Source organism: Okeania sp. SIO2C2 (genome assembly GCF_010692625.1).
Classification (GTDB): domain Bacteria; phylum Cyanobacteriota; class Cyanobacteriia; order Cyanobacteriales; family Microcoleaceae; genus Okeania; species Okeania hirsuta.
Map to the genome: position 1 here is coordinate 70,906 of NZ_JAAHGM010000017.1, position 19,507 is coordinate 90,412.

Sequence of the window (19,507 nt, forward strand, 5' to 3'; positions counted from 1 at the left end):
GATATTTCAGTTCCTAAGTGAGATATTTTCATAATAACCCATTCTTAATTTGATAAATAGTTTTTCCTAAATTATATGCTAAATTCTTCAGATGATTCACTCGGCAGTATTGCACAAGCAATGTGATTTTTTTGAATTTGTGTAGAACTGCCTTGACAACATTCAAGTCTAGTTAGTTGCTTGAACTCCCTGTGAAACTCCTCAATTTTACACCTAGTTTGATACTCAAATTATACAGCCTCTTTCAGAGGAGCTACGCTATCATCTATAGCAGATTTATTTAAATCATTAGTCACAATAAATTCTGTTCTGTTATTAACAGTACCCCTAAATAATTTGACTATCTTGAGTCAGAATTACGCACTCGCTTTTTTATCCCTAGGAAAACCCTTGATTTTTATAATTTTTCCCGATAATAATTCCCCTTGAATCCAACTTAAATGTTCCCAGATTTTGATATTTTTTTTACACCACCAGTATCATCGACTAAACGATTACTCTTGAGAGGACAATAATAAATCTGATCTAGATTATCAATTACAGCCATCAGTATTTGAGTAGCAGATAAACTATCCATTAACACTATTTTAAATAGTATTTTCTTTTTCTTTACCAACTAAACTTAAGATGTACGCTACATATAGCGTACATCTTAAGTCCTGAACCTTTTAAGTTGAAAACATAAAGAAGGTTTAATCTTTGATAAACTTTCTGATAAATTACTCAAGTTTAGAAAAGTCTGTGAAATACTTCTTCTTATCAGAGGGATGGGCCGTAGGTAGAGTTTGGACTGTCGGCGGTCTCTGGAGTGAAACAGCTTGGAGACGAGCACCAGATATTGAAAAAATGAATCTTTGTATTTTGGATAAAAATGAAAAAATGTGGCTGCATCGAGTCGAAGATCCAGTATTGATGGTAGAGATTTACCCCACTGCTGAAGCTCAAAAGTCTGTTTCTAGTCAGAATATTGGCAACGTGGTGTTGACTCGCTTGATTAATTCTGAAAAAGTCTTGGAATATCTTTGTACTACCTCAGCCATCTGTCAAATTAGCTAAAGTCATTAGGCTTAAGTTGAAAGTCAAAAGTTGATCTAACTGAATATTCATCATCAACTTTTTCCTTTTGTAATGTTTGCTTGCTATTAACTTAAAAACTCTATACAATTCTTGAAATAGTTTTAATTTTTATGCTCCTATTTGAATAGAATTGGCCATGTTGTCAGTAACTATATTGACTATTGGACTAAAACTAAGACAATTTTAGACAAGAGCATAACAAACAAAAGAAAAAAGCTTTCAGAATAGACATCACTTAATTAGGAGGAGTGTAGTCAATGGGACTACCTTGGTATCGAGTACATACAGTTGTTCTGAACGATCCAGGACGACTAATTTCCGTGCATCTAATGCACACTGCTCTAGTAGCAGGTTGGGCTGGCTCAATGGCCCTTTATGAACTAGCAATCTTCGATCCTAGCGATCCAGTCCTGAACCCTATGTGGCGTCAGGGAATGTTCGTCATGCCATTTATGGCACGTCTAGGTGTTACCCAATCTTGGGGTGGCTGGAGTGTTACTGGAGAAGCCGCTACTAACCCTGGATTCTGGTCTTTTGAGGGTGTAGCAGCAGCTCATATTATTCTTTCTGGTCTGCTGTTCCTAGCTGCTGTATGGCACTGGGTTTTTTGGGACTTAGAGCTGTTCTTTGACCAACGTACCGGAGAACCTGCTCTAGACCTACCAAAAATGTTTGGTATTCACTTATTCTTATCAGGTCTACTCTGTTTTGGCTTTGGAGCCTTCCATTTGACAGGAGTATTTGGTCCAGGAATGTGGGTTTCAGACCCCTATGGATTAACGGGTTCTATTCAACCAGTAGCCCCGGCCTGGGGACCGGAAGGGTTTAACCCATTCAATCCTGGTGGCATTGTCGCCCACCACATTGCTGCTGGAATTGTGGGAATTATTGCTGGTTTGTTCCACCTATCTGTAAGACCACCAGAACGTCTCTACAGAGCATTGCGGATGGGTAACATTGAAACAGTCCTCTCTAGCAGTATTGCAGCAGTTTTCTTTGCAGCCTTTGTTGTGGCTGGCACAATGTGGTACGGCAGTGCGGCTACCCCGATTGAATTATTTGGTCCTACTCGTTATCAGTGGGACAGCGGTTACTTCCAGCAAGAAATTGATCGTCGCGTTCAATCTGAAATAGCAGCAGGTCAAACTGCTTCTGAAGCTTGGTCAACTATTCCTGAAAAATTGGCTTTCTACGACTATGTTGGTAATAGCCCTGCCAAAGGTGGTCTATTCCGTGTCGGCCCAATGAATAATGGTGATGGTCTTGCTCAAGGTTGGCTTGGTCATCCAATATTTAAGGATAAGGATGGCGAGGAATTATTTGTGCGTCGTCTACCAAACTTCTTTGAAACTTTCCCAGTTATCTTGACCAATGCTGATGGTGTAGTCAAGGCTGATATTCCTTTCCGTCGTTCAGAGTCAAAATATAGTTTTGAGGAACAGGGTGTAACTGTTAGCATAGTGGGTGGAGAGTTTGATGGTCAAACCTTTACTAAAGCTACAGATGTTAAGAAGTTTGCTCGTAAAGCTCAGTTAGGTGAACCTTTTGAGTTTGACCAAGAAACTTTAGGCTCTGACGGTGTGTTCCGGACTAGCACTCGTGGATGGTTTACTTATGGCCATGCTTGTTTTGCTTTGCTATTCTTCTTCGGTCATATTTGGCACGGATGTCGGACATTGTTCCGCGACGTATTCGCAGGTATTGACCCAGACTTAGAGGAACAAGTAGAGTTTGGTCTATTCCAGAAATTGGGTGACCTAAGTACTCGTAGGAAGGAAACCTAAAGCGAATGTGGTTTAACAAATAATAAAGGTAAACCACTAAGACAACTAGGTATCTCTCATCTTCAAATTTTCGAGAAAAGTCCAACGACTACTTTGATAAAAGTTACAAAGTATTTTCGTTGGACTTTTATTTACGTTCAGCTGGTAAACTAATATAGAACTGGATCTTCAGGAAATTCCCTTATGGAAAGTGCAGCTTATATATTAGTATTGGCTTTGGCCTTGGGTGTGATATTTTTTGCGATCGCCTTCCGCGATCCTCCCAGAATTGGAAAGTAATTAGTTTTGATCGTTTTATTATCAAATAAATTGCTTTTTTTATGATATGTGAGTGCTGAGTTCTTAACTCAGTACTCATTTCTTCTAAGTTTAAATAAGTTACTATTGGCCTAATTTAGGATAGAATATTTATGTCTGAATTTATGTCTAAGAAATTTAAAGTATGCGATGTCCAGTGTGCCAACATACAAATAGTCGTGTTCTAGAGTCACGTTCAGCTGAATCTGGTAAGAGTATCCGACGCCGACGGGAATGTTTGGACTGTCAGCATCGTTTCACGACTTATGAAAGAATAGAGTTTGTTACAGTAACAGTGATTAAAAAGGACGGTAAAAAAGAGTCTTTTGACAAGTTGAAATTACTCCGAGGTATTATCCGCTCCTGTGAAAAAACTGGTATTGAACCTGCTGAACTCGAAGCTTTTGTAGATGAAATTGAAGTTGAACTACAGGGTAGATCCCAGAGAGAAGTTACCAGCGCTGAAATTGGTGAAATTGTCCTGAGTAAATTGGTTCACATTAGTGAAGTTGCTTATATCCGTTTTGCCTCTGTTTATCGTAAATTTCAAGGTATTAGAGATTTTGTAGATACTTTAGACCATCTCCAAAATCAAAAAAATAATTTAGATTTTAATTCTACTCATCTAGAAAGTTCTGAAGTTTCTCCAAAAACAAATGCTATTGATTTTGAAACCCCTGCTTCTTGTGCAACCTCATCTTAAATTTAATGATGATAACTATAACAGTAAGTAAGTTCAAGATATTTTGGAGCTGAACTAGTTAAAAGAATAGTGGATCAATAAATTAATGTGGCCTCAAACTTACTTAGAGAAAAGAATTAGGTAACTTAAGCGAACCAAATTATTAGATATCAGGTTCAATAATCTGCAAGATATTTGTCCTAAAAGACATACAAAACTATTGGTTAGGACTGTTGGGATAACAAGTGGTTAATGAAAAACCAACATCAAAGTTTATGGTAAAATAAATTGTTTTGAGTAATAATTGTAGGTTAGGGTTAGCTTTTGCTGGAAAAATCTATATTCTATATGATATTCTTAACCAGACCAGAGGACTTTAAGACTTGAGATGAAGTTTAACTCTGAATGAGACTGACCTAAATTTAATGAAGTGAAAGCCCATAACTAGGCAAGAAGTATTAGCCAAAAGACTTTAAAGGTCTCACTAAGAGCTGATGTCCTGGCAGTACAAGAGCTTTGTAATTAATATCTAGGTGCAAGAATGCCTCAATAATGACATTAGAGTTTTAGCTCTATAAATAATCTTGAAAGAGGACTCCCGGTATAATTTTGAATTTAGCGGTGAGACGAGGGGTATAAACTGCCCGGTAAACCCACGCAGACAGCCCCAACGCAAATTTTAACCAGCCAATTAATTGAGTGGTAGCGAATCAATCCAGTATCAGAAGTAGAGGGTTAATAGTGGCCGGGCACACCGCCCGAGAAAAGCGCACCCCCTGCGCTGAAGTCTCCTAACCGTAAAGATGGAGCAAGAAAGCTTGTGGAGATGGTAGTAGCATGAGTAAAACTTAACCTGTTTGATTTGTTACCTAGACCTAGAATTTGTGTTTAGCTCCGCTATATGTTTCCGTAGCATTCCGCACCAAAAACGCGTAGTTGCGTCAGCACTCACAAAAGTCTCCCGTTATAATCAAGCGATTTAACAGTGAGAGTGTTAATCAGGCAAGTAAAAAACATTAAGGAGAGAAATCCCAAGAAACTATAACGCATGACAAATTTGAAAACACCGGCCAAAGAAGTTGGCTTTACTCACGAAGATTTTGCAGCTTTATTAGATAAATATGACTATCACTTTAGTCCTGGAGATATTGTAGCAGGAACAGTGTTTAGCATAGAACCAAGAGGAGCATTGATTGATATTGGAGCAAAAACTGCTGCTTATATCCCTATCCAAGAAATGTCAATCAATAGGGTCGAAAACCCTGAAGAAGTTATACAGTCAAATGAAACAAGAGAATTTTTTATCTTAACAGATGAAAATGAAGATGGACAGCTAACTTTATCCATCCGACGAATAGAATATATGCGGGCCTGGGAAAGGGTCCGACAATTACAAGCTGAAGATGCAACAGTACGCTCACAAGTATTTGCAACAAACCGTGGTGGTGCTTTAGTTAGGATAGAAGGACTGCGTGGATTTATTCCTGGTTCACATATTAGTACGCGTAAACCAAAAGAAGATTTACTTAACGAAGAATTGCCTCTGAAATTCTTAGAAGTAGACGAAGAACGTAATCGCTTGGTTCTAAGTCATCGTCGCGCCTTAGTTGAGCGGAAGATGAATCGTTTAGAAGTGGGAGAGGTAGTTATAGGAGCAGTTCGTGGTATTAAGCCCTATGGTGCCTTTATTGATATTGGTGGTGTTAGTGGCCTATTGCACATATCAGAAATTTCTCACGATCATATTGAAACTCCTAGTAGTGTACTAAAAGTCAATGATGAACTAAAAGTTATGATTATTGACCTAGATTCTGACAGAGGCCGAATATCTCTGTCAACTAAGCAACTAGAACCAGAACCAGGGGCAATGGTCAAAAATCCACAACTGGTATATGACCAAGCAGAAGAAATGGCGGCTAAGTTTAGAGAAAAAATGCTGGCTGCACAACGGGGAGAGACGATTGAAGAAACAGTGGAAGCTACAGTAGAAACCACAGAAGCGCCTGAAGTTGAAGCAGCAGTAGAAACCACAGAAGCACCTGAAGTTGAAGCAGCTGAAGCACCTGAAGTTGAAGCGACAGCAGAAACAACAGAAGCAGCAGAAGCACCTGAAGTTGAAGCGACAGCAGAAACAACAGAAGCACCTGAAGTTGAAGCGACAGCAGAAACAACAGAAGCAGCAGAAGCACCTGAAGTTGAAGCGACAGCAGAAACAACAGAAGATGAAGAAAAATCAGCAGCAACTGTAGAATAAGTAGATTGAGGTTAGTAGGTGAATAGGGAGTAAATAAAAGAATAAGTTAGAAAATAACTAAATCAAAAATAACTTATAACTACTCCCTATATCCTGCTGACTTGATATTCTTAATCAGAATAAACTCTAGTAATAATTAAAAATATATTTTTCCCTATTTTAAAGAATGGTAGCTATTAACTGCCGAGATGTAATATTCCCAGATATTCAAGCAATAATTTTTGATAAAGATGGCACTTTGGAAAACTCCCAAGAGTTTCTCAGAAATTTAGGACAAAAGCTAGCTCGCCTCATCGATGCCAAAATACCAGGAATTGGAGAACCATTACTAATGTCTTTTGGGATTGATGGACAAAGTCTTAACCCGACAGGATTAATGGCAGTTGGAAGTAGGCGAGAAAATGAAATTGCAGCAGCAGCTTATATTGCTGAAACAGGTCGAGGATGGTTAGAGTCACTAGCTATTGCCAAAGAGACTTTTGAGGAAGCTGAAAAAATCTTGCCACAATCTGAACCTTCTCCTATATTTACAGGAAGTATGGAAGTGCTGAAGTATCTCTGGGAAAAAGGTATAAAACTGGGCATATTATCCGCAGCTTCCACAAAAGCAGTACAAAATTTTGTTAAATACTATCAACTTAACAATTATATCCAACTAGAAATGGGGGTTGATGATGGTCCTAGTAAACCAGATCCAGAACTATTCTTACAAGCTTGCCAAAAGTTAGGTGTTACACCAGACAAAGTGTTAATGGTGGGAGATTCTCCCATGGATATAGAAATGGCTAAAAAAGCAGGAGCAGCAGGTTGTATCGGAATTTGTTGGGGCAAGTCAGAAGTTAACTATTTACAGGGAGCAGATGTAGCGATCGCCCATTTAGAAGAAATCAAAGTATTGTAAATAGAAATTAAGTAAGTCGGTGAAAAAAAACCAAAGTATGTAAAGAAATTTTAAGCAGTTTGATTTGAGTAAAATTTAAAACGTTCCGTACTGTAGTTTCCCTTTTCTCCCCTAGCTTGAATACCGTCAATTACTGCATAAGCAAGATCTAACTTGTCATCAAACATTTGACCTGATAATTCATCTTTCTTGAGATGCTTCCACTCCAGCTCAATTGGGTTCATTTCTGAGCAATACTTAGGTAAAAAGAATATATACAAGTCGCGACATTTACTTGGCTACGAGATTAATTAGGGTTTGCTGAAATTATATGAAAGCATTGACTGATATTGCTAAAAGCAATTTTTAGTCCCCAAATTGTAGCAGCTTTGAGGTCAAAAAGGCGCAAAAAGTTAGCAGAAAAAGTTGAGTAGGACAGAAAAATTAAAAGATAATTGTTACTTCTACCTCCTCTATAACTCCCATTCCTCCTGACTCTTAACTACTCCCTACTCCCTACTCCCTACTCCCTACTCCCTACCTTCACAAAAAGACTTTTGAGCGCAAACCCTAATTAGGGTTTACCGACCGAATCTAAAAGCACTGATATATATAAAGTTTTAGCCTTTTTGGAGCTAAAAAAAGTGCCAAGTTTTCAGCTTGAGTGACCAAAAAGTTAGGACTTTGGGCAGACAAGCACAGAAAGATACAGGTAAAATGATTCTTCCTACTTTCTCTTTCTCCCTACGCTCCCCACATTTCCCACACTCTGCTTTTTTCGGCAAACCCTAATTATTTGTGTATTTGCATAACCAACGCCTGTTATAGTAGAAAACAACTTTTAGCTTAGAGACTGTAAAAAGTAATTTAGAATTTTCTGCTTCTGGCCAAAAAAATGTATTGACAAGTAAAAATAATCTCAGGTGAGGCCGTTTAAAATCATCCGACTTCACAGATAGTAGAAAGTAGTTATTTTTTACAACCTAACCCCCTAAGCTGAAGTTGATTGAACGGCTAATGCCTGGAAAAATATAGGAGGAACTACTATTGTCTAGTCGTTACTTATTCACTTCTGAGTCTGTTACTGAAGGACATCCAGATAAAATTTGCGACCAAATTTCTGACACAATTATAGATGCTCTACTGACCCAAGATCCTCAGAGTCGTGTAGCTGCTGAAGTAGTAGTTAACACCGGGTTAGTCCTAATTACTGGTGAAATTACCACTAAGGCACAAGTAAATTACATAGAATTAGCTAGAAAAAAAATTGCTGATATTGGCTATGTTTATGCAGAAAATGGTTTTTCTGCAGATAGTTGCTCAGTATTAGTGGCTTTAGATGAGCAATCTGCAGACATTGCTCAAGGAGTAGACAAGGCCCAAGAAACTCGCGAGCAGTTAAGTGACGAAGAACTTGATGCAGTGGGTGCAGGAGACCAGGGTTTGATGTTTGGTTTCGCCTGTAATGAAACTCCTGAATTAATGCCTTTACCTATCAGTTTGGCGCACCGCGTTTGTCGTCAACTAGCGGCAGTTAGAAAAACTGGTCAACTTTCTTATTTACGGCCAGATGGCAAAAGCCAAGTTACTATTGCTTACGAAGATGGTCGTCCTGTTGGTATTGATACAATTTTAATTTCTACCCAACACGCCGCTACAATTGGGGAAATTACAGAATTATCAGAAATTCAAGCAAAGATTAAAGAAGACCTCTGGAAGTATGTTGTGGAACCTATATTTGCAGATATAGAGATTAAGCCAGATTCACAAACTCGTTTCCTTGTCAACCCCACTGGTAAATTTGTGATTGGCGGTCCACAGGGAGATTGTGGTCTTACAGGACGTAAAATTATAATTGATACTTATGGTGGCTATTCCCGTCATGGTGGAGGAGCTTTTTCTGGTAAAGATCCTACAAAAGTAGATCGTTCCGCAGCTTATGCTTGTCGCTACATAGCAAAAAATATTGTCGCAGCAGGTCTAGCAGAAAAATGTGAAGTTCAAATTAGTTATGCGATCGGAGTAGCAAGACCTGTGAGCATGATGATTGAAACTTTTGGTACTTCTAAAGTAGATGAAGATAAGTTACTAGAGGTAGTTAAACAAAACTTTGAACTTCGTCCAGCAGGAATTATTCAGACTTTCAACCTCCGAAACTTACCTGCGGAAAGAGGAGGTCGTTGTTACCAGGATGTTGCTGCTTATGGTCATTTAGGGCGTACTGATTTAGATTTACCTTGGGAGCAAACAGATAAGGTAGAGTTACTGAAGGAAGCATTTAGTCCACAGTTAGCTTCTACAGTGTAATAAGTGTCTATAGAGTTTGAACTATAAATAATATCTGATTTTGAGCAACCAAGAGAACTTTCTTTTGGTTGCTGTTTTTTGACACTCTCACCGTTAAATCTCGCGATTCTAACGGGAGGTTATTGTATCACAGATTCTCGGGCTAGGTAACAAATCAAACAAATTGAGTTGCACCCCTGTCAGACTATCTCCACAAGCTTTTTCTCAGACCGTGTGCACCACGGCTATTGATTACAATTATAACACCAAAAATCTGCGCGCGTATTGCTCAATTATTTTTCTGGTTAAAATTCATCTCACCGTTAAAGCTAACGATTATAACGGGAGTCATCTTGAACAATTTGTAATAATTAGTATTCAGTTTATTAGGTCATAATTTATCTTTTTAGTCTAAGGAAAATCTCCTGTCAAGTAGGGGTGAATGGCCAGGAAACCCCTACTGTCTTGATTATCCGTAACATTCTTTTTCCCAATTGGTATTAGCTCATCAAAGTCAAAAAGATTACATCATTTTTACCTATCCTTGACACTTTTTGTATTTTTAATGTAATATAATAGGATTACAAGGGATTAATTTTACTTTTGTATTTGATTTTCTAGACAGTATAAGCTATCCTAATTTGCTCAGTTGAACAAGCAAAAATAAATATATTAATTTTGAAAAAATAACGAATTATAAGAATATACCTGTGGCAAAAGTTTTAATTAAATTAATTCAAGTTCTGAAATCAACAATTTTATCTCCCTATTCCCTATTCCCTATTCCCTATTTCCTATTCCCTATTCCCTAGCTTCTACAAGAAGTCTAATAATAATATGAATAATTATCATATAGAAAAAATCAGCAAGTATCTGAGTTGGGTTTTGAGACATAGCCCGGATAAAATAGGAATAAAACTTGATGTCAATGGTTGGGTTGCTATTGAAGAACTGTTGAAAGAATCTCAAAATCATAACTTTCCTATAACTGAGATGGAATTAAATGAGGTTGTAGAAAAAAATGATAAAAAACGCTTTTCTTTAGACTCTACTAGGACTTTAATTCGTGCTAATCAAGGACACAGTTTAACAGTTGATTTGCAACTAGAAACAATAAAGCCTCCAGATATACTTTATCATGGCACAGGAAATCATTTAATTGACTTGATTAAACAGACTGGTCTACAAAAAATGTCTCGACATCATGTTCATTTATCAAAAGATATTAATACTGCTATAAATGTTGGGAAAAGAAAAGGAAAACCAGCAGTATTTGCTGTAGATGCGAGTGCCATGTACAAAGATGATTATAAATTTTACTTTTCTGCAAATCATGTCTGGTTAGTTGATGAAGTTCCCTCACAGTATTTACAAATAATGAGAAAAGAATCAAAGTAATTAATCATTAAGCATTAAGCATTAAGCATTAAGCATTCAGCTATCAGCTTCATTAGCTTAAATTGTATGGTTAAAAACTCAAAATAAGTCTTTCTTGTGCTTCAATTGATGAGTGGGAAATGTAGTATAAGTTAAACTAATTTTTACTTCATTCATTTTTATTGCTGAGAGCTGACCGCTAATAGCTGTTTGCTCCGCATTCCGCAGGAAATGCTGACATTAATCAAGTATCAAATTAATTATGAAAGTTGAATACTGAATGATATAAAGACTATTTCCAAAAGGAATTTATTTATCTTTTCTTTTGTGGGTTTAATACCATGCGTGAAAAAAGAATGTTACAAATAGTAAGCAGTATTAAAGTAATTTATAGAAAATATCTGTTGGACGAATAAAGATAAATTACTACATAAAGAATGGTATAAAACCTATTCATTCTGTCTCCTGACTTCTAAGCGGTAACCTAAATATTTGTAGCAAAGATTTATCAAACTGGTATAATATCCCACACCTCACCCGCGGTGCTCAAAATTGTTTGGGGGAGCAAATCCATAAGCAATTTTTTCTCCTGACTCCTGACTCCTGACTCCTTCTTCAAGTAGATTTTTGACAAAATATGGGAACAGAATATTTCGGCAGCAAAGAAAATTATCAACAAAATAATCCTCAAAATAAAGGTTTATTAGGAGCTGGTTGGCGACCACTTAACCGAGACTTTGATTGGGAATATCTATGGCACTTATTATCTAACGATCCTTGGGAACTCAGTCAAAAAACTCTTGATATAGTGAGCGATCTTGCTGATGCTTTGGGTCGTCATCAATTTCCTTGGTGGGCGAATATATTAAATGTTTTTTCGGAAAATACACGATATGAATTTGATGAGTTTTGGGACTATATAACTCCTCAACCTCCAGCTCCAGATTATCGTTATCAAGATGTATTGAGTGTAGAAACACCTGTGATACGCACTATTACTAGAGACACTATTGCTATTGAGAACATACTCAATAGACTACAGGAAATTACTATTTTTAAAATACTTGATTTATTGGGTAAACCTGACATAATTACCCAGTCATTCATGGAAAGAAATTTTTACTATCCGATAGAAAGATTTATCAGTTGGCAAAGTCTAGAAACTTTAGGAACAGTATATGCTTATTGGTCAAAATATTCCTGTTGGTTACAAATAGAATCTTATGATAAAGGTAGACGTTACTACAGTTTAATTGCTAAAGATATAGCACCACTTGTAAGAAAATCAACCTATAATATGGCAGTGATGGTAAGTGGTTATCAATGTCGTATAGGACAAGTTCAAAGTCAATTTCTGATCAATACATTTCCTCAAGATATTCAAAATTTTACTGATACAGTACAACAAGCAATCCTAGAACAAAATCAATTAGCTGTATTAGTAAGTGGAAAACCAGGAACAGGTAAAACAGCTTGGACTCAAGCAGTAGCAAAAGAAGTTCTAGTTCCTTTAGGATATGTAATTTTTATATTAGATCATGATGCAGTAGAGAATTTTGTACCACCAACATATCTAGAACAAATTTGTATTATTATCAATGAGGCAGATAATTTAGCTCAAGACCGCTCGCTTCAAGCTGCACAAACTAATAATAAAACAGAACATATTCTCAGTTTGCTAGATGGTACTTTATATCAAAGTGTCGTAGATGAATCAGGGATTTATCTGAAACAGAAATTAGTTGTTTTAATGACCTGTAATACTAAAGAAAGGCTAGATCCAGCTATTTTACGCAAAGGTAGAGTAGATTTAATGTATGAATTTACTTACTGCTTTGTGTAAATTTGCGTAAAATGTAGTTTGGTTTATAAAGTTTTGATGTAGACTTTAGTTTCTACACAAAAGGTTGCTAAAATATCTTAAAGAGGAGAATTATAATTCTAAGTGGAAAATATACTTAGAATTGAGTTTATAAATGTTTACAGGTAAAGTAATCATAAAAATTGGATAATAAAAAATATAGGATTTTTTTTATTGGCTTATTGGCAAGAATTAATAATATATGAAAAAGTCCATTTCAATATTTATTGTTCAGTATAAAAATTTCAAACCTGTATTTGATTAAGTGACAAATAACTATGTATTAGTGGGAAATTACCGAAAACAATAAATGTAGCTTAAATTATATTCAACCATCTATACACTTAATATTCAGGTAATTGATGTGGCCTATTTGTGAATTTTAGATTGAATCAACTTTTTTTGTAAGCATTTCCTGCAGAATGCTGACGGCTGAATGCTTACCTTTTTTTTGACAATTTCCTGAAGTAAAAAAAAATATACAGAAAATAGAAAATAATCCTGATAGTCAATCTATTTTGAGAGTTATTTTTGCTTTTTTATTTAGTAGTTATTATATTTTTGATTTACTTATTTCATATTCATAACTTTTGAATTTATGAAGAAGTCTGATAAATATTTTTCTGATTCTTCTATTTAAAAAAAATCATAGTTAACTTCTCCAACTGAGATATTCTTAATATAAAAATTAACTATTAATTAAGATTTGACAACTTGCATTTATAGACAAGTTAGTTTTAAAAAGATGATAGTAGAGGTGGTGAAACCAATCATATTCAACACCCCCTAATTTATCAAACTGAGATTATGTACAATCTGACAGTACAAACAGCAAATCAGACTAGGGAAGAAACTTCAAAAATGAAACAAAGGCCAACAAAAGCAACTAAAGCAACTAATGATGGTCATTCAACCCTTCCCCAGAGTCATCAATATCCAGAGATACATGGAAGTCACCATCAATTATGCCAATTTATCAAACACATACCTGTTGCTATAGCAATGCTGGACAAGGAAATGCGCTACTTAGCAACTTCTGGGATGTGGTTACAATATTGGCAAGTTGAATCTGATGAAATTATTGGTAATTATCATTATCAACTGTTTCCTAATCTCCCAGATTCTTGGCATCAACAAGCTAAAAAATGCCTACTGGGTATGATTGACAAATTTGATTTAGAACATCTAATTACCCTTCCTGCTCCTAATGGACTTATACAGTGGGTAAAATGGAATGTCAAATCTTGGCATACAGATGAAGGTGTTATTGGTGGCCTGATTATATCTATAGAGGAAATAACACCAGACAAACAACTTCAACAACAATTAGAATTAACTCAGTTAGCAATAGATAATGCTGCTGATGCTATTTTCTGGATAACAATTGATGGACAAATATGTTACACAAATAAACAGGGATGTGATTTTCTTGGCTACTCGGAATCTGAATTACTAGAACTAACAATTCACGATATAGACTTAGAATTATCAGCAGAAGTTTGGCAAGCTCATTGGCAAGAAGTTAAAAATCAAAGTTCTTTGAGATTGGAGTCTAATTTTCTGACAAAAAAAGGCAATATTTTACCTGTAGAAGTTAATGTTAATTATTTAGAATTTCAGAGTAAAGAATACCAATGTGTTTTTGTGCGTAAAATTTCTCAGCAAAGAAATATTAATCTACATTTACGAGAAGCTAAGGAACAATTGCAAGCTGTTTTAAATGCTGTGCCAGGATTAGTTTCATGGGTAGATGCAGACCTGCGATACATAGGAGTTAATCAACATTTAGCTAATGCTTATAATTTACCCATAGAAACTTTTATTAATCAAGAAGTAGGATTTTTGCAAACAAGTCCAGAATTTAATGATTTTGTTTATGAATTTTTTGCTAAACCAGATTGGAATTATGCCAAAGAAGTAAAAACTAATGTTAGAGGAAATAGTAGAACTTATCTAATAGTTGCTCAAAAATATTATCGTGATGAAGTATCGTTACCATCTGCAGTCTTTGTCGGTTTAGATATTACAGAACGTTTGGAGATGGAGGCTTCACTACGCAATAGTCAGGAAAAATTCCGGCAACAAGCTTATCAATTAGAGCAAACTTTGCAGAAACTAAACTCGACAACTACTCAGTTAATTCAAAAGCAAAAAATGTCTTTCTTAGGGCAGCTTGTTACAGGTATTGTCCATGAAGTGAATAATCCTGTTAATTTTATTTCTGGCAATATTGCTCATGCGATAAAAGATGTTAAAGATTTGTTGTATTTAGTAGATATCTACCAAAAAAATTATCCTCGTCTTTTGCCAGAAATTGAGTCAGAAATTGAAGATATAGAATTAGATTTTATTCAAGAAGATTTGCCAAAATTATTAGAGTCAATTATGGCAGGATCAGAAAGAATTCAAGATGTAGTACGTTCGCTCAAACAGTTTTCTACAGTAGAAGAAGAATCTATAAAAGCAGTAGATATTCACAAAGGTTTAGACAGTACACTTCTAATCTTACAGCATCAGTTTCAAGGTAAAGGAGGTCGTCCTGATATTAATTTGATTAAACAATATGGGAGTTTACCAAAAGTAGAATGTTATCCTGGACAATTGAATCAAGTCTTTATGCACATTTTAACTAATGCTATTGATTCACTGGAGGAGAAACACGAAGATTTAGTAACAAAAAATATCAATCATCAACCATTTGAACCACAGATTTTAATTACTACAAAAGTAAAAGATAATTTTGTAGAGATTGCTATTACCGATAATGGTTATGGCATGACTGAAGAAATATCTAATCGTATATTTGAACCTCTATTTACTACTAAACATACGGAAAAAAATATAGGTTTAGGTTTGTCAATTTCTCAAGAATTAATTGTTGAAAAACATCATGGAAAATTGTACTGCAATTCTCAAGCGAGAGTAGGTTCGGAATTTATAATTGAGATTCCTATTAAGTTTTCTCTCTCAAGTTAAAGAAGATGTAGTTATTTTTTATAAATCAGATTTTATTAGATTATCTGAATATTCTAAAAATATAGGAAAATGGACTAGAAACTATTTTTTAAATAAATTTTCTCTCAATCATAGGACACATAATTCTATTTCAATCTATGAGAAAAACCATGAACTAATTAGAAGTACCAATAAGCAAATTAGTAAAAAATATGAAGATAACGATGCTCCTTTATTAGATTTATATACATTTACTATATCGCCATACGAGATACTAGATATAGTTCATGTATATAGACAAGATGAACTTCCTTCATTACAGAATAGTTCAACTTATAATTATCAAAGACCTTTAAATCCCAATAAATTAAAAAAAATAAGAGAAAATTTATTAACTGAGTGTGATTTTATTTTCCCATCTAATGTTTTGGTTATTCTATCTAAAGAATGTAAATATATGAAAGATGGAGATGGTAATAGTTGTTTGTATATTCCTAAAAAGTATGGAAGTATTTCTGTAATTGATGGTCAACATAGATTATTTTCTTATGCTGATGAAAATGTCAAATTAATGATACAAGATGATTGCAAAATAATGGTGACGGCAGTTTATTTTAGAACTGACGAGCAAGAAATTATTACTAAGTTTAGTGCTAGAGTATTTATAGAAATCAATTTTCTCAATACACTATGGCAAGGATTTGGAAAGAACTAAGAGTTCAGGATAGAAGATGGAAGCCAAGTAGTCGCCCGATCCCCTCGTTTCTAGTTGATTGTCCGATGTTAGATGATGCAGCTCCTCCTGAGTTTTCTCCAGATCCTGCCATCATTCCCGAGTTCATTTATTATGTTCACGTTTGTGGTTTTACCTTCCGATTTTGGTCAATCAGCCAGATTCAGCTCTGTCTTGATTTCTACTCTCAAAAACTCAACCCAAGTTCTCGCATATCAATATCTCCGAACTGGCAGGAGAAACCAGATCACAGTCTACTCCAAACATGGTATAGTAGATTACCACTTGCTCTACGAAAAGAAAATAAGCGCCAGCAAGTGATCAAGGCTTTAAAAAAGGCATTAGAGAAGTTTAGCGATGAACCATATCTGCTTCCATGGAATCGAGGAAAAGTGAGAATATCTAGACCTCGTGTCAGATGGTGTTTTAAATGTGACAAAGTATTAGGTCAGGGTCGCTGCTTAAAGTGTAAGCGGAGGCGTTTTAGTCCTGAAGGGTATAGAGTCGCTCACTGCAATAACTGTGATACAGTCTGGGGGGAAGGGGAGTGCGAAAGCTGCCAGAAGTTTAGAAAAAAACTTAAAGAGATTGACATCCAGGAATAGAGGCAGTGCTAATGTAAACCGTTAATAAGTTAGACATATATACACTATGTCACAATAAATGTATCAGGACTTACGCAAATTCTTAGATAAAACGCTATCTGTAGAGGGCGAATGCCATTCGCCCCTACTAGATATGGTGGTTGTGCGTAAGTCCTGTGTATAAGTATGTCGATTTTTGTCGAATTATTTTAATACTGTTGATTGCCCTACAAACTTTGACTGCGGAATGCTGGGCAAACACGCTCTACTTTTGACACGGTGTATATTCTCTGAAAAATTCAACCTGAACAGATGCGCATGGTTCTACAAGCTCAACTTGAGGGCAGTAGTTTGAGAGGCATTAGTCGAACAGTGAATTTGGCCTATATACAGTAGTTAGTTTGGTAAAAGCTGCTTCTCAAAAAGGACCAATGGTTCATATAGGTTGGTGATCGCCTATTTCAATTGGATTTGGGTTCACCCGTCCCAAAGAAAATACTGCTGCACAAAGGTCGTTGGGCCCGCCTAGCAGCAGCTATATCCCTCCTTGGAGTTAGAAAGACATAATTATTTATCCCACACTTTTCTGATGTACTACCGATAAAAGTCGCAAATTTTGGTGTATACTAATCTAAAATTGGGTAAGTTATGTCGAAATTTCAGTCATCTACTTTTTATCCATCAATTTCTGACTATTTTCAACCATATTAATAAACTCACCTCGATAACCTTCTAAATCTAAACCTTTCGACTCATTTGCCAACTTCAACACTTCATTAAGACTAGCATCACCTTTATATTCAGACTCTCGCAAAATCATTCCATACTCAGCCACAGCAGCCGCAAATTTAAAATCATTTGAAGCATCATATAAACTCACTCCCTTATCAACAACTGGCTGTTTTATCAACGCAGAAGTTGTACCCTTTGGCTCCTTATAACGCAACTTAACCAACATTAATTCATCACTATTATAAGCTGCCTGGTCAACTTGATTATCTTGATATCTCAATTCATCAACTTCTGGCAATTTCACATTACTTTCTACTCCCACAGGAACAATTTCATAAAGTGCCGTAACCGAATGTCCTGCACCTAACTCTCCTGCATCCTTTGTATCATCATTAAAATCTTGAGAACGTAACAGTCGATTTTCATAACCAATTAAACGATAAGCTTGTACTTTTGCTGGATTAAATTCCACTTGAATTTTCACATCTTTAGCAATAGTTAGTAGAGTTCCTCCCATCTCAGTCACTAACACTTTTTTCGCTTCCAAAAGATTATCAATATAAGCATAATTCCCATTTCCTTTATTAGCCAACTGTTCCATTTTGGCATCTTTAAAATTACCCGTACCAAAACCAAGCACCGTCAGAAAAATTCCTTCATCTCGATAATTTTCGATCATTCTTACCAACTCAGCATCACTAGAAACTCCCACATTAAAATCTCCATCAGTTGCCAGAATAACTCGATTATTTCCTGAAGATTGATAAAACCTTTTAGCTAGATCGTAAGCAAGTTTAATTCCTTCACCTCCAGCAGTGGAACCTCCAGCTTCTAGATTATTAATTGCTGCGAGAATTTTATCTTTTTCGCTGCCTTTTGTCGGAGGTAAAACTACTCCTGCTGCTCCAGCATAAACAACTATTGAAACAGTATCCTTTTCTGTTAGTTCATCTACCAATAATTGAAAAGCTGATTTGATTAAGGGTAGTTTATTCGGTGTATTCATCGAACCAGAAACATCCAAGAGAAATACTAAATTACTAGAGGGTAAATTTTCTGTAACTATATCTTTGCCTTGAATGCCAATATGAACTAATTTCTGTTGAGAATTCCAAGGAGAATCAGATATTTCTGTAGTAATATAAAAGGGTTGATTAGCCTCTGGTTGGGGATAGTCGTAAGTAAAGTAATTAATTAATTCCTCAATTCTTACAGCATCTTTTGGTGGTAGTCTACCTTCAGTAATAAAGCGACGTAAATTACTATAAGATGCCGTATCTACATCAATCGAAAATGTTGAGAGGGGATTATTTTTTACTATTTTAAAAGGGTTGTCATTAATGAGGTTATATTCTTCTGTATTTGAGGATTCTAATTCTACTGTAGAATCCGTTTCAAACTGTGAAAAACTAGGAGCAGTTTGTGTTAGAGCCATATCTGCTGATTTTTGACGCCCTCTAGTACCTCCTCCTCTAGTAGCACCTTCCCTGAATTGAGAAAATCTTGAGCTTTGAGGAGTTGTATTTAAAGTTGCTGGAGGTGGCGGTACAGGTGCAGGTGGCGCTGATGAAATTACTGCTTCTTGCGTTATTTCTGATTGACTTCCACAAGCTATTAACATTAATAAAGGAAACAAGCCTAATAATAATTTTATTAGGCTAAATTGGTCGAACTTGACATTTTTTATCTTCATATTCTTGGCTCTAATATTGATTGAGTATTGAAATAATTTGACTAAAAATTTTTACTTACAGCACTTTTGAGGATAGTGAGGTAAAGTTTAATACTAATCTCTATTCCCTATTTACTAAACTCGTAAAACTTTGTACATCATCAACTCCAAAACTGCTGTAATTTCAGCAAATTAGTCTGAACTACAAAAAAGAGCGATCGCTTTCCTGAAACTTGAGAAAAATTTCTTACTATAGTAGATGGAATAGCTGTTTATGTACCACAAGTTATCTAGATTGGGTACAAATGGGCTATTTTAGATTCAAATAAATAT

15 protein-coding genes are annotated in these 19,507 nt (G+C 35.6%); 12 read left to right on the forward strand and 3 right to left on the reverse strand.

All coding sequences use genetic code 11. The features are described 5' to 3' along the window. Positions 1-436 precede the first annotated feature (436 nt). On the reverse strand, positions 437-577 hold the full coding sequence (locus F6K18_RS16295; RefSeq protein WP_287522232.1) for a hypothetical protein: 141 nt from the start codon (positions 575-577) through the stop codon (positions 437-439). A gap of 164 nt (positions 578-741) precedes the next feature. Here F6K18_RS16295 and F6K18_RS16300 point away from each other — a divergent pair, with 164 nt between their 5' ends. From F6K18_RS16300 to F6K18_RS16325, 6 genes are all read left to right on the forward strand, one after another. Next, positions 742-1,056, forward strand: a complete 315-nt coding sequence (locus F6K18_RS16300) for a hypothetical protein (RefSeq protein WP_124147428.1) — start codon at positions 742-744, stop codon at positions 1,054-1,056. Positions 1,057-1,334: 278 nt separating this feature from the next. Beyond that, positions 1,335-2,861 (forward strand): photosystem II chlorophyll-binding protein CP47, encoded by a 1,527-nt coding sequence (gene psbB, locus F6K18_RS16305; RefSeq protein ID WP_287522233.1) that lies wholly within the window; start codon positions 1,335-1,337, stop codon positions 2,859-2,861. Between the two features lie 183 nt (positions 2,862-3,044). Further along, positions 3,045-3,140, forward strand: a complete 96-nt coding sequence (locus F6K18_RS16310; protein WP_011613950.1) for a photosystem II reaction center protein T — start codon at positions 3,045-3,047, stop codon at positions 3,138-3,140. A gap of 163 nt (positions 3,141-3,303) precedes the next feature. Beyond that, positions 3,304-3,861 carry a transcriptional regulator NrdR gene (gene nrdR / locus F6K18_RS16315; RefSeq protein WP_287522234.1) on the forward strand — a complete coding sequence of 186 codons (558 nt, stop codon included), beginning with the start codon at positions 3,304-3,306 and terminating at the stop codon, positions 3,859-3,861. Between the two features lie 1,027 nt (positions 3,862-4,888). Next, positions 4,889-6,094: a 30S ribosomal protein S1 gene (locus F6K18_RS16320; RefSeq protein ID WP_287522235.1), complete on the forward strand. Its 1,206-nt coding sequence runs from the start codon at positions 4,889-4,891 to the stop codon at positions 6,092-6,094. 166 nt (positions 6,095-6,260) lie between these two features. Further along, positions 6,261-6,995, forward strand: coding sequence for an HAD family hydrolase (locus F6K18_RS16325; RefSeq protein ID WP_287522236.1), 735 nt, complete (start codon positions 6,261-6,263; stop codon positions 6,993-6,995). 50 nt (positions 6,996-7,045) lie between these two features. Here the strand turns inward: F6K18_RS16325 and F6K18_RS16330 are convergent, their stop codons facing one another. Beyond that, positions 7,046-7,255, reverse strand: coding sequence for a transposase (locus F6K18_RS16330; RefSeq protein WP_287522237.1), 210 nt, complete (start codon positions 7,253-7,255; stop codon positions 7,046-7,048). Between the two features lie 766 nt (positions 7,256-8,021). Between F6K18_RS16330 and metK the strand changes: the two genes are divergently transcribed. From metK to F6K18_RS16360, 6 genes are all read left to right on the forward strand, one after another. Next, entirely contained in the window at positions 8,022-9,281 is a 1,260-nt protein-coding gene (gene metK, locus F6K18_RS16335; RefSeq protein ID WP_287522238.1) for a methionine adenosyltransferase, read from the forward strand. An 816-nt stretch (positions 9,282-10,097) separates the two neighbouring features. After that, complete coding sequence (locus F6K18_RS16340) at positions 10,098-10,658, forward strand: RNA 2'-phosphotransferase (protein ID WP_287522239.1); 561 nt, start codon at positions 10,098-10,100, stop codon at positions 10,656-10,658. Between the two features lie 616 nt (positions 10,659-11,274). Then, entirely contained in the window at positions 11,275-12,480 is a 1,206-nt protein-coding gene (locus F6K18_RS16345; protein ID WP_287522240.1) for an AAA family ATPase, read from the forward strand. Between the two features lie 825 nt (positions 12,481-13,305). Further along, entirely contained in the window at positions 13,306-15,474 is a 2,169-nt protein-coding gene (locus F6K18_RS16350) for a PAS domain S-box protein (protein WP_287522241.1), read from the forward strand. Next, complete coding sequence (locus tag F6K18_RS16355; protein WP_287522242.1) at positions 15,440-16,168, forward strand: DNA sulfur modification protein DndB; 729 nt, start codon at positions 15,440-15,442, stop codon at positions 16,166-16,168. The genes F6K18_RS16350 and F6K18_RS16355 overlap by 35 nt, the downstream gene beginning before the upstream one ends. Next, positions 16,144-16,791, forward strand: coding sequence for a hypothetical protein (locus F6K18_RS16360; protein WP_287522243.1), 648 nt, complete (start codon positions 16,144-16,146; stop codon positions 16,789-16,791). The genes F6K18_RS16355 and F6K18_RS16360 overlap by 25 nt, the downstream gene beginning before the upstream one ends. A gap of 646 nt (positions 16,792-17,437) precedes the next feature. Here the strand turns inward: F6K18_RS16360 and F6K18_RS16365 are convergent. Beyond that, positions 17,438-19,195 carry a VWA domain-containing protein gene (locus F6K18_RS16365; protein WP_287522244.1) on the reverse strand — a complete coding sequence of 586 codons (1,758 nt, stop codon included), beginning with the start codon at positions 19,193-19,195 and terminating at the stop codon, positions 17,438-17,440. Between the last annotated feature and the right edge of the window lie 312 nt (positions 19,196-19,507).